Source organism: Caballeronia sp. NK8, from assembly GCF_018408855.1.
Classification (GTDB): domain Bacteria; phylum Pseudomonadota; class Gammaproteobacteria; order Burkholderiales; family Burkholderiaceae; genus Caballeronia.
Genome location: NZ_AP024323.1, coordinates 116,010 through 129,933, shown reverse-complemented (window position 1 = coordinate 129,933; position 13,924 = coordinate 116,010). Strand labels below are relative to the sequence as shown.

Here is a 13,924-nt window from a genome sequence, read left to right as displayed (position 1 = left end):
GCAATTTCCTCGTCTTAGTCCAAGGAAAATAACCATGGCCCACAATCTCCACAATACGCTCAAGGAATTCGACAGCGGTTCCGGCAAAGGCAAGCTCTATTCGCTGCCCCAGCTCGGCGACGCGCTGAAGGTCAAGATCGAGCGCCTGCCTGTTTCGATTCGTCTGGTGCTCGAATCGGTGCTGCGCAATTACGACGGCAAGAAAATCTCCGAGGAGCACATCGAGCAACTCGCGAACTGGAAGCCGAACGCAGCGCGTGTCGATGAAATTCCGTTCGTGGTCGCGCGCGTCGTGCTGCAGGACTTCACCGGCGTGCCGCTGCTCGCCGACATCGCCGCCATGCGCGGCGTCGCCAAGCGCGCCGGCAAGGACCCGAAGGCGATCGAGCCGCTCGTGCCGGTCGACCTCGTCGTCGATCACTCGGTGCAGATCGACCACTTCCGCGAGCCGAATGCGCTCGACCTGAACATGAAACTGGAATTCCAGCGCAACAACGAGCGCTACCAGTTCATGAAGTGGGGCATGCAGGCATTCGACACGTTCAAGGTCGTGCCGCCGGGCATCGGCATCGTGCACCAGGTGAACCTGGAGTACCTCGCGCGCGGCGTGCACAAGAAGGACGGCGTCTATTATCCCGACACGCTCGTCGGCACCGACAGCCACACGACGATGATCAACGGCATCGGCGTGGTGGGCTGGGGCGTGGGCGGCATCGAAGCGGAAGCGGGCATGCTCGGCCAGCCGGTGTATTTCCTGACGCCGGACGTGGTCGGCGTCGAGCTGAAGGGCAAGCTGCGCGAAGGCTGCACGGCGACCGACCTCGTGCTGACCATCACCGAAATGCTGCGCAAGGAAAAGGTCGTCGGCAAGTTCGTCGAGTTCTTTGGCGAAGGCACGGCCTCGATCGGCGTGCCGGATCGCGCGACCATCGGCAATATGGCGCCCGAGTACGGCGCGACGATGGGCTTCTTCCCCGTCGACGAAAAGACCATCGACTACTTCAAGGGCACGGGCCGCACCGACGCCGAAATCGCCGCGTTCGAGCAGTATTTCAAGGCGCAGAAGCTGTGGGGCGTGCCGAAGGCCGGCGACATCGACTACACCAAGACGCTCACGCTGGATCTGAGCACGGTCGCACCGTCGCTCGCGGGTCCGAAGCGTCCGCAGGACCGCATCGAAATCGGCAACGTGAAGAGCACGTTCGTCGACCTGTTCTCGAAGCCGGTCGGTGAAAACGGCTTCAACAAGAAGGCAGCGGAACTCGAAACCCAGTACACGACGACCGATGGCGTCGACGTGAAGAACGGCGACGTGCTGATCGCCGCGATCACCTCGTGCACGAACACGTCGAACCCGAGCGTGCTGCTCGCCGCGGGCTTGCTGGCGAAGAAGGCCGTCGAAGCGGGCCTGACGGTCGCGCCGCACATCAAGACGTCGCTCGCGCCGGGGTCGCGCATCGTCACCGAATATCTGACGAAGACGGGCCTCTTGCCCTATCTCGACCAACTCGGCTTCACGCTCGCCGCTTACGGCTGCACGACGTGCATCGGCAACGCGGGCGACCTGACGCCAGAACTGAACGACGCGATCACGAAGAACGACATCGTCGCGGCAGCCGTGCTGTCGGGCAACCGTAACTTCGAAGCACGCATTCACCCGAACATCCGCGCGAACTTCCTGGCCTCGCCGCCGCTGGTCGTCGCGTACGCGATCGCGGGCAACATCACGCGCGACCTGATGACCGAGCCGGTCGGCAAGGGCACGGGCGGGCGCGACATCTATCTCGGCGACATCTGGCCGACGAGCGACGAAGTCCACGCGCTGCTCAAGTACGCGCTGGATGCGAAGGCGTTCCGCGAGAACTACTCGCAGCTCACGAAGGACGGCGACCTGTGGAGCAAGATCGCGGGCGAAAGCGGTCAGGTCTATGACTGGCCGAAGTCGACGTACATCGCCGAGCCGCCGTTCTTCGGCAGCGACTTCTCGATGTCCCCGGCCGATTCGATTCCGGCGGTGAAGGGCGCGCGCGCGCTCGGCATCTTCGGCGATTCCGTGACGACCGATCACATCAGCCCGGCGGGTTCGATCAAGGAAACGTCGCCGGCGGGCGTGTGGCTGAAGGCGAACGGCGTGCAGAAGGCCGACTTCAACAGCTACGGCTCGCGCCGCGGCAACCACGACGTGATGATGCGCGGCACCTTTGCGAACGTGCGTATCAAGAACCTGATGATCCCGGCGAAGGCGGACGGTACGCGCATCGAAGGCGGCCTGACGATTCACCAGCCGAGCGGCGAACAACTGTCGATCTACGACGCGGCGATGAAGTACATCGACGCCGACACGCAGACCGTCATCTTCGCGGGCGAGGAGTACGGCACGGGTTCGTCGCGCGACTGGGCCGCGAAGGGCACGCAACTGCTTGGCGTGAAGGCCGTGGTGGCGCGCAGCTTCGAGCGTATCCATCGCTCGAACCTGGTCGGCATGGGCGTGTTGCCGCTGCAGTTCAAGGGCACGGACAGCGTTCAGACGCTGGGCATCACGGGCGAAGAGACCTACGACGTCGAAGGACTCGGCGACGACTTCAAGCCGCAGCAGGAAGTCACGCTCGTGATCCATCGCAAGGACGGCAAGGAAGATCGCGTGCAGGTGCTGCTGCGTATCGACACGCCGATCGAAGTCGACTACTACAAGCACGGCGGGATTCTGCCGTTCGTGCTGCGCTCGCTGCTCGCGGCGTAAGCAAGCTTGTTTTGCAGGTGACCGCGCTCGAAAGAGCGCGGGAACATTGAACCCGGCTACGGCCGGGTTTTTTTTGTCCTACGCCTTGAAGGTCGCGAGCTTCACGGACATCGGACGGCGCCCAAGCCACACGCGGACGATTTCGGCCAAGCGCCGCGCGCCGCCCCGCGTCGAGTCGGATGCCAGCGAGAACCAGCTCGCGTCCTCCGTTCCGCTGACCCAGATCGTCGTGTAAGGCTTCAACTCGACGGATGCGCCCGCGTCCAGCCAGTAATCATCGGCTGCGCCTTCGATGGTCACCCAGATTTGCCCGCGCGTTACGCGCAGGATTTGAGGCCGGTCGATTACCCAGCGCGTCGGCGCGTCGCGCCGATCGAGTTCAAATGTGCGGATTTCACGCATGATGCTGCTCCTTCGGATCGTCTAACTGGAAGGCCGCATTCGCATTCAATAGCAGCCGTTGATCCTATTATTCGACTGATTTCGAACAGTTTGAATGAACACTTATGAACAGTTAGAGCAGAACTGTTAAGCTAAATTGGGTGAACAGTTCATATCGATCTGACACTTTAAAAACACTTCGCTTAGCCGTTCGGCCAGTCTTGACGGGGCTTTTCGGATGGGTTCGAATGTCGCCACGACACTGGCGAACAGAGAAATCGAACTGTTCACCGCGATTCACTGAACAGTTTCCGACATCATGAACGCACTTCCGCTTCACATCGACGGCGGCACCGGCGTGCCGCTGACCGAGCAGATCGTCAACCAGATCGAGGCGATGATCCGCTCGCGCCGCGTGCTCGCGGGCGCGAAGCTGCCGTCGATCCGTCAGCTGGCCGCCGAGCAGCGCATCAGCCGTTTCCCGGTGATCGAGGCGTATGACCGTCTCGCGTCGCGCGGACTGATTCAGCCGAAGCACGGTTCCGGCTTCTACGTGGCCAATCATGTCGAGGAACGCGAGAGTAACGCCGGCAATTGCAATCCGCGCCTCGCGGAAGAGGAATCGAACCAGATCCTCCAGCAGTTCAACTATCCCGGCGAGACGCTCAAGTTGTCGAGCGGCTTCATTCCCGAAGCGTGGCGCGACGTGGACGGTCTCACGCAGGCGATCCGCCAGTCCTCGCGCGTCGACGTGCCGAGTGTGATCGACTACGCGATTCCTCACGGCGACACCACGCTGCGCCAGCAGGTCGTGATGCGTATCAACGCGCTCGGCATCAACGCCGATCTGCCGAACGTGATGATCACGAACGGCGCGAGTCAGGCGCTCGATCTGATCGTGCGCTACATGTTGAAGCCGGGCGATACGGTGCTCGTCGAAGACCCCGGCTACTACAACCTGTTCGGGCTGCTCAAGCTGCAGGGCGTACGGCTCGTGGGCGTGCCGCGGCTCGCGAACGGCCCGGATATCGATGTCGCCGAGGCGCTGTTGAAGCAGCATCAGCCGAAGCTCTTCTTCATCAATACCGTGTTCCAGAATCCGACCGCGACGAACATCGCGCCGCAGGTCGCGTTCAGGCTGCTGCAACTCGCGACGCAGCACGGCTTCACGATTGTCGAGGACGATATCTACGCCGACTTCCAGGCCGTGCCGACCCAAAGGCTCGCATCGCTCGATCAGTTCGATCGCGTGATCTATGTCGGCGGGTTGTCGAAGACCTTGTCGTCGTCGCTGCGGATCGGCTATCTCGCGGCGAATCGCGAACTCGTGAAGAATCTCGTCGACGTGAAGGTGCTGACGAGCCTCGGCGGCACGCGTTTCGCGGAAAGCGTCGCGGCAAGCCTGCTGGAGCGCGGCACCTATCGCAAGTATCTGGAGCGGCTGCGCAAGCGCGTGCGCGATTCGCTATCGAGCGCGGTGCAAACGCTCGAAGGCTATGGCTGGGACGTGTTCGATGAGCCGGGCGGCGGCAACTTCGTGTGGGCGAAAGTGCCGGGCATCGACGATTCGGCCGTGCTCGTCGACGAAGCCGTGAAGTTCGGCGTGACGCTCGCGCCGGGCAGCTATTACCGCCCGAACGGCGAAGCGTGTCCGTGGGTGCGTATCAATTCGGCGTATGCGGGCGACCGGCGCGCGACGCGCTTCTTCGAAGCGATGACGGAAACCGCAGCCGCGCGCGCTTAACGTGCTGCGTTGAAGAAGCGTTCGAGCGCGTCGGTCGCGTCCTTGTCTTCTGCAAGCCGCGCGTACAGCCCGGCCGCGCCTTCGTAGATGCGATGCTCTGCGAACTCCTCGCCGATGAACTGCGCGATCTCCTCCATCTCCGCGACCCAGCGATACGCCTTCGGCGGCATGCGCGGCACGTTGACCGCGAGCCACGCGGCCAGCGCGGGCTGACTCTGCGCGAGTTCGGCGAACAATGCGTCGCCCGCGCCGTTGCGCAGCGCGGCGAGCGACATCGCCGAGCCGAGCGCCGTCAGCCCCTTCGTGATGCCCGCATACGACATCTTGAGCGCGGACGCCGCGCCGACCGGTCCATCGAGCACGCGCACGTCGAGGCCTGCATCGGCGAGCGGTTGCGCGTGCCGTGCGTGCGGGCCGGACACGTAGAACTTCGGCGAGGAAGGCTGGCCGATGATCGCGCCATCGACGAATGGCGTGCCGGTCGGCTCCAGCGTGCGCGCGATCTTCCTGACGGTATCGGGATTGATCGCGTTGCAGTCGATATAAAGCGGCCGTACGCTCGCGCGTTCGAGCACGGGCACCATGCGCTGCGCGGTTTCGATCGCGACGGCGGGCGGCACGATCGACAAAATGAACTCGCACGCCGCGAGGCTTTCGAGACTCGCGTCCTCCATGCCGGCCTCGCGTGCGCGCGATGCGCTTGCGGCGCTCCGGCCTTCGAGCGATGTCAGCACGCGCGCGCCCGCTTGCGTCAACGCGCGGCCGACGCCCGATCCCATGCTGCCTGCGCCGAGCAATGCGACGGTCAGTTGTTTCGATTGAGTCACGTGCGGGCTCCGTGTGGACGAGAACGACACACAGAATACGCTTGCGAGCGCAAGCATGCTCGGCCTACTCGGTCTCGTCGGGTTCCTCGCTCACGTCCGCATCGCGCGAACGAAGCTTCCAGAGCGCATCGAGTCGCTCCAGCATGTCCTGTCCTTTGGGGGTGAGCAGAGGCATTGGGTCGCCGGTCGGCAGACGCCGGATTTCGACGAGCGCTTCCTGTCGAAGACGCGCGGTGCTCTGTCCGAACAACTCGACCTGATGGGGAGCGCGCTGGATCAGCATGAGCGTCGATATTTCGTGAGGGCTTAGCATTCGAGTCTCCAGGCATCGTCGAACCTATGCTAGAGAACGAAGCTGGCGATTCGGCTACACGGTTTTTTCGGCGTGTTACATGGTTACACTCTTGAAACTGGCACTTATTGCGCCACGCTTGCGCCCGTCTTTCATTGCCATTCTTTGCTTCGAAATGCTTACTATATTCATGAAAAAAGCGGCCCTGTGCAGGGCCGCTCTATAAACATCAGCGCCGGCTAGCCGATCAACGATGCTCCGTCACGAACTTCGTGACGAGATACGCTTCCATCGCTTCGCTGCCGCCTTCCGAGCCGTAGCCCGAATCCTTCACGCCGCCGAACGGCGTCTCCGGCAAGGCAAGACCGTGATGATTGATCGACAGCATGCCGCTTTCGATATCGTCCGACACCGCCGCCGATGTCGCCGCCGAACGCGTGTACGCATACGCCGCGAGCCCGTAAGGCAGGCGATTGGCCTCGGCGATCACTTCGTCATAGGACTTGAACGATGCGATCGGCGCGATCGGGCCGAACGGCTCTTCGGTCATGATGCGTGCGCTCATCGGCACATCGGTGAGCACGGTCGGTGCGAAGAAATAACCTTCGCGTCCGATACGCTCGCCGCCCGTCAGCACTTTCGCGCCATGCTCGCGCGCATCGGCGACGAGGCGTTCCATCGCTTCGAGGCGGCGGCCGTTCGCGAGCGGCCCCATCTGCACGCCGTCGTCGAGGCCATTGCCGACCTTCACCGCGCTCGCCGTGGCGACGAAGTGCTCCACGAACTCGTCATAGGCCGCTTCTTCCACGAGAAAACGTGTCGGCGAGATGCAGACCTGGCCGGCATTGCGAAACTTCGCCGATGCGAGCATCTTCGCGGCGCGCGGCACGTCGGCGTCCTTGAACACGATGGCGGGCGCGTGGCCGCCCAGTTCCATCGTCACGCGCTTCATGTGCTCGCCCGCGAGCGACGCGAGCAGCTTGCCGACCGGCGTCGAACCGGTGAACGAAATCTTGCGGATGGCGGGATGGGCGATCAGATACTTGGAGACATCGGCGGGCACGCCGAACACCAAGTTCAGCACGCCGGCGGGCAGACCGGCATCGGCATAAGCCTGCACCAGCGCCGCGCAGCTCGCGGGCGTTTCCTCGGGCCCTTTCAGCACGACCGAGCAGCCCGCCGCGAGCGCCGCCGACACCTTGCGCACCGCCTGATTGATCGGGAAATTCCACGGCGTGAACGCGGCGACCGGACCGACCGGCTCGCGCGTGACGATCTGGCGGACCGCATCCGTGCGCGACGGAATCACGCGGCCATACGTGCGGCGTCCTTCTTCCGCGAACCATTCGATGATGTCGGCTGCCGAAAGCGTCTCGATGCGCGCCTCGCCGAACGGCTTGCCCTGCTCCATCGTCATGATGGCGGCGATCTGCTCCGCGCGCTCGCGGATATTCTGTGCCGCGCGCCGCATGAGCTTGCTGCGCTCGTAGGGCGAAACCTTGCGCCATTCCTTGAAGCCGCGCGCGGCGGCATCGGCTGCGAGCGATAGTTCCGCTTCTCCCGCGAGCGCCAGGCGGCCGATCTCGGCTTCGCTCGCCGGGTTGATGACGGCCGTGTCGCGCGAGCCATCGCGCCACGCGCCGTCGATATAAAGCCGGGTGTTCGGATAGGCGGGAAGGTCGGAACGCGTGTTGCTCATGCATGTCTCCTTACGAGTGACGTGGCCTGATGTTACGTTGCGCAAGATCGACTGGCGCAAACGGGCATGTTATCCCGAACGCTCGAAATCCGCTGATACGAAAAACGCCCGCCGTCATGAAACCGGCGGGCGCGCATGGTGCGGAGCGGGCGTGGCGCTTACATCGGCGGCACGACGCCATCCTTCTCGACGACGATGCGTTGCGCCGTGAAGTCCGAACCCGACGGGCTCGCCACCACGAACACCTTCTTGCCGGGCTTCAGGTCGTCGTGCGTCGCGGGCGCGAAGGTCACGACCGGCACGTTCTCCGGCACCGTCACCGAATTCGCGCCGCCCTTGTACGAAAGCTTGAGATCGCGGCCGCTCGTGCCCTGCACGACCTGATCCACGTTCGCGTTGGTCATCGAGCTTTGCGGGCCGAGGTCCCATGCATAGTGCCCTTCACCCGTGCCGCGCGCGGCTTCCGGGAAGACCAGCACTTCGGTCGCGGTGAGCTTGCCGTCCGTGCCGGTGGTTGCCGCCGTGCCGACGAACGAGCCCGGCTTGATGTCCTGCAGCTTGATGTTCTTGAGCGCGGTGACGGGCGTATCGGACTTGACGGCGATCTTCACCGTGTCGCCGCTGCGCCGATGCACGGTGAGCGTATCGCCAGACAGCGACACGATATCGCCGCGAATGCGCGCGGGTTTCGCAGCGGGCGTCTGAGCAAGCGCCGCGGATGCGAGTGCGAGCGTCACGATGCTGACGCCGAGTTTGATTCGAATCGACATGTAATCTCCTTCGTTGAATGAAAGGCTTCAGGACCCGCCGAACCAGTTGTAGCCCTGGTTCTCCCAATAGCCACCGGGATAATCGTTCGTCACGGTGATCGCGACGATGTGTTTCGGGTTCTTGTAGCCGAGCTTGGTCGGCATGCGCAGCTTCATCGGGAAGCCGTATTTCGGCGGCAGGATCTGACCGTCGTAAGTGAGCGTGAGCAGCGTCTGCGCGTGCAGCGCGGTCGGCATGTCGATGCTCGTCGAGTAGTTGTCGGCGCAATGGAAGGCGACGTATTTCGCGCTCGTATCGGCGCCCGCGCGCGCGAGGAAATGCGCGAAGCGCACGCCGCCCCATTTGCCGATCGCGCTCCAGCCCTCGATGCAGATATGCCGCGTCACCTGGCTTTCCTGCGGCATCGCATGCAGTTCGTCGAGCGTCCACACGCGCTTGCCCTTCGCGAGCCCGCCCACGCTCAGCTTGTACGTCGACGGATCGACCTCGGGCACTTCGTCGATGTCATAGAACGCGTTGAAAGGGAACGGTCGCGTGATCATCGATTCGGGATAGGTCGGCGCGAGCTGGTTCGGATCGAACAGCAGTGCCTGCATGTCGTCGTTGAACGACGATATGCGGCGCAGCATCGCGTTGACGGATTTGTCGTCGGTGATATTGCAGCCGGACAGCATCGCGAGGCCTCCGAGCGACAGAATGCGCTTGCCGAATAAACGGCGCGCCGGCGCCTTTAATTCCTTCGCGGCATCCTTGATGATGAGTTCGGCATCCGGCCTCGATTTGAATAGCTTGAGCGACATGGCTTAACGACCTCGAATCATCAGCACGAGCGAGCGCGGCACGAGCGCGACCATCACGACGTGCACCACGAAAAACACAACGAGAAAACTCATGCCGAAGAAGTGCACGACGCGGGCATTATCGTAGCCGCCCATCAGTGTGCGAAGCAGGGGAAACTGCACGGATTTCCAGACGGCGAGTCCCGAGAGAATCACAATCACGATGTCCACGATCACCGCGAGATACGCGAACTTTTGTACGGCGTTGTAATGCGTGAGATCGTCGTGGCCGAGCTTGCCGCGCAATGCGGCCAGCGCGTCGGTGAAGATGCTTTTGATCGATAGCGGAAACATGCGGCGCCGCAAACGCCCCGTGACGAGATTCATCACGACATAGACGATGAAGTTCGCGACCAGCAGCCACATTGCCGCGAAATGCCATTGCAGCGCGCCGCCGAGCCAGCCGCCGAGCGTGATCGCGGGTGAGAACGTCAAGGACTTGAAGATCGGCGAGGCGTTGTAGATCTGCCAGCCGCTCGTCACCATGATCAGCACCGCAAACGCGTTGAGCCAGTGCGTAATGCGCAGCCATAGCGGTTGTACTTGCACATCGAGCCTCGTATTTCGAGTTGTTCGCTGCGCATGGTAGCGACGCCGCGCTGATCGATCGATGACCTCTCGATGACTTTTTTGTCATCTTTGGCGAGCCGTGCATGCGCTCTGGCTAGAATGACGGCAATCCATCGAACGCAGCGCCAGCATGACCATCCTCGTTATCGAAGACGACCGCAAGACCGGCGACTACCTGAAGAAAGGGCTCATCGAGTCCGGCTATCAGGTCGAACTCGTGCGCAACGGCACGGACGGATTGCATCAGGCGCTCGCGAATCCGTACGAGCTGATCGTGCTCGACGTGATGCTGCCCGGCATCGACGGCTGGCAGATCATGTCCGCCCTGCGCGCGAAACGTGACCTGCCTGTCATTTTTCTCACCGCGCGCGATCAGGTGACGGACCGCATTCACGGACTCGAACTCGGCGCGGACGATTATCTCGTGAAGCCGTTCTCTTTCACGGAACTCGTACTGCGAATCCGCACCTTGCTCAGGCGCGGCGTGATGCGCGAATCGAATACCTTTCAGATCGCGGACCTGCATGTCGATGTCCTGCGCCGCAAGGTGACGCGCAAGGGCGTGGACATCGCGCTCACCAACAAGGAATTCGCATTGCTGCATCTGTTTTGCAAGCATCAGGGCGAGGCACTGTCGCGCACGCTGATCGCATCGGAAGTGTGGGACATGAACTTCGACAGCGATACCAACGTGGTCGATGTCGCGGTGAAGCGTCTGCGCGCGAAGATCGATAACCCGTTCGAGCCGAAGCTGATTCATACGGTGCGCAGCATCGGCTATTCGTTCGGGGAGAATCCTTGAACCGCCCTTCGCGCTCGCTCGCGGTACGTATTGCGCTTTCGTTCGCGGTGATCGTGTGCGTCGTGGTCGGCATGGTGGGCGCGTCGCTCTATCACGCGACCAATCGCGCGCTGTCCACGCGTGCGGATTATCAGCTGATCGCGCGCGTGGAGCATTTTCGCTCGCTGCTGCACGATCTCTACACGATCAAGGAAATCGAGGCGCGGCCGAAGCTATTCGAAACGATGCTCGGCGACCGGCAGGACGTCATCCTGTTTCGACGCGCGGGCGCGACGCCCTTCATCGACGTGAATCCGGAAGGTATGCCACTGCCGCCGCTCGATGTCGTGCCGGTGACGCGGCCCATCGGACTCGACGATCTGTACGAAGGTTCGCGCGCGGACGGCGTGCGTATGCGCTGGGTCGGCGCGCAGGCGCGCATCGGTGACAGCGGCGAAGTCGTCGAAATCATCGCGGCGCACGTGATGACGCAGGAAGCGCGTGTGTTGTCGGCGTATCTGGAGCGCGTGTGGCTCACCGTGATCGGCGCGGTGCTGGTCACGTTGCTGCTCGCGTACTGGGTCACGAGCCGCGGACTCATGCCGCTCAGACTGATGGCCGACAAGGCCGCGGAAATCACGCCGGATCGATTGTCGGCGCGGCTCGATGTCGCGCATGCGCCCGCCGAATTGCAGAGCCTCGCGGCGTCGTTCAATGCGATGCTGGATCGTCTGGAGCACGGCTATGAACGCCTGCTGCAGTTCTCGGCGGATCTCGCGCATGAGGTTCGCACGCCGATCGGCGTATTGATCGGCGAGACGCAGGTCACGCTGGCGCACGAGCGCAGCGTCGCGGAGTATCGCGGCGTGCTCGAATCGAATCTGGAGGAACTGGAGCGGCTCGCGCGCATCGCGCAGAACATCCTCTTTCTCGCGCAGGCGGATCACGGGCCGCAGCGTATCGAGCGCGAACGGCTCGACATTCGCGAGGAGCTGGAGACCATCGGCGCTTACTTCGAAGGGATCGCGGATGAACGCCGCATCACGTTCGATATCGACGCCGAAGGGGAAATAGTCGCGAATGCAATCATGTGCCGAAGGGCGATCGGCAATGTGGTCGTGAATGCCGTGCGCTATGCGACGGCGGGGACCGTGGTGCGGCTGCGCGGACACGCGGATGAACGAGGCGCCTGTATCGTTGTGGGTAATCGTGGCGCTCGTATCGAGCAGGATGAGCTGGCCAGGCTGTTCGATCGCTTCTATCGCGGTGATGCTGCGCGTAGCGAGTTTACGGAATCGAGCGGACTCGGACTTTCGATCGTGAACGCGATCATGCGTTTGCATGGTGGTACTGCGTCTGCTCAATGCACTTCGGATGGGTGGATTGAGTTCAGCTTGCTGTTTCCTCGCGATTCTGGGTGAGTTTTTTTGGGTGGTGAGACTGCGTTTATGTGGAATCCTGAATTCGCGTCGGTCTATTGGTGTTGCCCCTGTGCGGGGCGGCAGTCACTTTCTTTGCTGCTGCAAAGAAAGTAACCAAAGAAAGCAGCTCGAGACGCCCGCGGTCACACGCAATTTGGGTGTTCTCCTCGTTGTTCGTGGCCTCTGTAGCGAGTGCCCTCGTAGGCCACATCGGGCTTGGACCGCGCACGGTCTGACTAGCTAGTCGTTTGAGCGCACTGGTTCAGCACGAAATAGCTTCGGCACAGCGCTTTGCGCTGCCGTCGGGTAGGCGAGGGAAACCGACGAGAAAAGAGAAGCGCGGAAGCACACGCAGACCCGATGTACCCATCGGCCGCGTAGCGGGCCGGAGCCATTTCGTGCTGAACCAGTGTGTTATGTGGTGCGATGTGTCAGACCGTGCGCGGTCCAAGCCCGGTTAGGCCTACGAGGGCACTCGCTACTGCTGTGCCCTAGATGTTCGCCTGTGCCGGGGCCGGCATGAAGTACTTTGGATGGGGAAAGCTGCTTTCTTTGGTTACTTTCTTTGCAGCAGTGTATAGACCGGGGACATGGTTGACACTTTCGTCGGGGACATCGTTGACACTTTGATCATGGGGTATCGGGCTGGTTTGGGTCAAACGTCATGAGTCGGTGATGCGCGAAATAGAGGTCGTAGGCATCGGCAATCGTGCTGCTCGGTCGCGCCGCGATGTGCAGTCCGTGCAGTGCACTGGATACGCGCAAGCGGTGCTTTCCAAACGTTACCCTGCCGTTCCAGCCCACCAGCAGAACCTGATCATCCGGTCCGTATTCGAGCGGCGGCAGGCGGCTGGGCATCGCCCGCGCACTGGGCCGATAGCGCGTGATCGGCGTCGCCATGCCGATGCCCGCGTGCGGGCGCTCAAAGTTGTAGCTTTGGCGCCAGCGGTCGAATTCAGCCTGCACCTGATCGGGCCCGGTGAAGCTGCGGTGATTCAGCACCTCGGCCTTGAGCGAGCGATGAAAGCGCTCGTCCTTGCCGTTGGTCTGCGGGTGATAGGGACGGCTATGGCTCATACGAATACCCAGCCGAATGCATCGGATGGCCAACTCGGTCAATTCGCCAGGCTTGCTTGGCGTGCCCCACGGCGCGCCGTTATCGGCGTTGATCTGTTGCGGCAGCCCGTAACAGGCGAAAGCGTTTCGCAGGTGCGTGTACACCGTCTCGGTGTCCTGGCTGCAGCACGCCTGCAGCACGAGGTTGAAGCGCGAATGATCGTCGAGCACGGTGAGCGGGTGGCAGCGCCTTTGATCGAGCATGCCGAAGTGGCCCTTGAAATCGATTTGCCACAGCTCGTTAGGCTCGGCGCGCTCGAAACGGGTCCAGGCGGTGGCCGCGTCCGAAGCCTTCTCGCCGATGCATCCATGGCGCTGCAAAATGGCATTGACCGTGCTGTGCGAAGGCACGCCTTGCAGGCCTTGATCCTTCAGGCGCCGGCTGATCTTGTGCGCGCTCCAGGCCGGATGCTGGCTTCGCACCTCCAGCACCCGCGCTTCGAGTTCGTCACAGGTTCGATTCGGGCTGCTGTGCGGACGTCTGGAGAGATCGCCCAGCGCCTCGCGGCCCCCGGCCTGATAGCGGTTGACCCACTTGTATCCGGTCTGCCGGCTGATGCCAAAGCGTTGGCACAGCTCGTTGAAAGCAATCTCTTGTTGCATGGCCAGGGTCACGAATTCAAGGCGAAGTTGCATGGTGTCCTGCGGGTTCCAAGGCATGGTCGGGTCCGGGCATCGAGATGCCCGAAAGTGTCAACCATGTCCCCGCGGATCTGTCAGCTATGTCCCCGGTCTATACACAG

General features: G+C 62.4%; 12 protein-coding genes. 4 read left to right on the top strand and 8 right to left on the bottom strand.

The annotated features are described in order from the left end of the window. Positions 1–34: 34 nt before the first annotated feature. Positions 35–2,740, top strand: coding sequence for an aconitate hydratase AcnA (acnA, locus tag NK8_RS15220; RefSeq protein WP_213229738.1), 2,706 nt, complete (start codon positions 35–37; stop codon positions 2,738–2,740). Between the two features lie 78 nt (positions 2,741–2,818). Here acnA and NK8_RS15215 read toward each other — a convergent pair whose 3' ends face one another. Further along, complete coding sequence (locus NK8_RS15215; RefSeq protein ID WP_061175236.1) at positions 2,819–3,142, bottom strand: DUF2917 domain-containing protein; 324 nt, start codon at positions 3,140–3,142, stop codon at positions 2,819–2,821. A 298-nt stretch (positions 3,143–3,440) separates the two neighbouring features. On the opposite strand from NK8_RS15215, the gene NK8_RS15210 reads away from it, so the two are divergent. Beyond that, on the top strand, positions 3,441–4,865 hold the full coding sequence (locus NK8_RS15210; protein WP_213229735.1) for a PLP-dependent aminotransferase family protein: 1,425 nt from the start codon (positions 3,441–3,443) through the stop codon (positions 4,863–4,865). Here NK8_RS15210 and NK8_RS15205 read toward each other — a convergent pair. The 6 genes from NK8_RS15205 to NK8_RS15180 all read right to left on the bottom strand — a co-directional run bounded on the left by NK8_RS15205 (position 4,862) and on the right by NK8_RS15180 (position 9,842). Beyond that, positions 4,862–5,692: an NAD(P)-dependent oxidoreductase gene (locus NK8_RS15205; protein ID WP_213229733.1), complete on the bottom strand. Its 831-nt coding sequence runs from the start codon at positions 5,690–5,692 to the stop codon at positions 4,862–4,864. The genes NK8_RS15210 and NK8_RS15205 overlap by 4 nt on opposite strands. 64 nt (positions 5,693–5,756) lie before the next feature. After that, complete coding sequence (locus NK8_RS15200) at positions 5,757–6,005, bottom strand: hypothetical protein (RefSeq protein ID WP_213229731.1); 249 nt, start codon at positions 6,003–6,005, stop codon at positions 5,757–5,759. Between the two features lie 226 nt (positions 6,006–6,231). Continuing rightward, entirely contained in the window at positions 6,232–7,683 is a 1,452-nt protein-coding gene (locus NK8_RS15195; RefSeq protein ID WP_213229729.1) for an NAD-dependent succinate-semialdehyde dehydrogenase, read from the bottom strand. 158 nt (positions 7,684–7,841) lie between these two features. Continuing rightward, complete coding sequence (locus NK8_RS15190) at positions 7,842–8,453, bottom strand: hypothetical protein (protein ID WP_162066982.1); 612 nt, start codon at positions 8,451–8,453, stop codon at positions 7,842–7,844. Between the two features lie 27 nt (positions 8,454–8,480). Further along, entirely contained in the window at positions 8,481–9,254 is a 774-nt protein-coding gene (locus NK8_RS15185) for a molybdopterin-dependent oxidoreductase (RefSeq protein ID WP_162066981.1), read from the bottom strand. A 3-nt stretch (positions 9,255–9,257) separates the two neighbouring features. Continuing rightward, positions 9,258–9,842 (bottom strand): cytochrome b/b6 domain-containing protein, encoded by a 585-nt coding sequence (locus NK8_RS15180; RefSeq protein ID WP_213229727.1) that lies wholly within the window; start codon positions 9,840–9,842, stop codon positions 9,258–9,260. Between the two features lie 151 nt (positions 9,843–9,993). Between NK8_RS15180 and NK8_RS15175 the strand changes: the two genes are divergently transcribed. Both NK8_RS15175 and NK8_RS15170 read left to right on the top strand, forming a co-directional pair. Then, positions 9,994–10,665: a heavy metal response regulator transcription factor gene (locus NK8_RS15175; protein ID WP_213229725.1), complete on the top strand. Its 672-nt coding sequence runs from the start codon at positions 9,994–9,996 to the stop codon at positions 10,663–10,665. Next, positions 10,662–12,065, top strand: coding sequence for a heavy metal sensor histidine kinase (locus NK8_RS15170; protein WP_213229723.1), 1,404 nt, complete (start codon positions 10,662–10,664; stop codon positions 12,063–12,065). The genes NK8_RS15175 and NK8_RS15170 overlap by 4 nt, the downstream gene beginning before the upstream one ends. 630 nt (positions 12,066–12,695) lie before the next feature. Here the strand turns inward: NK8_RS15170 and NK8_RS15165 are convergent. Beyond that, the gene (locus NK8_RS15165; protein WP_213225949.1) at positions 12,696–13,841 is read right to left on the bottom strand and encodes an IS481 family transposase; all 1,146 of its coding nucleotides are present in this window, start codon (positions 13,839–13,841) and stop codon (positions 12,696–12,698) included. Positions 13,842–13,924: the final 83 nt, after the last annotated feature.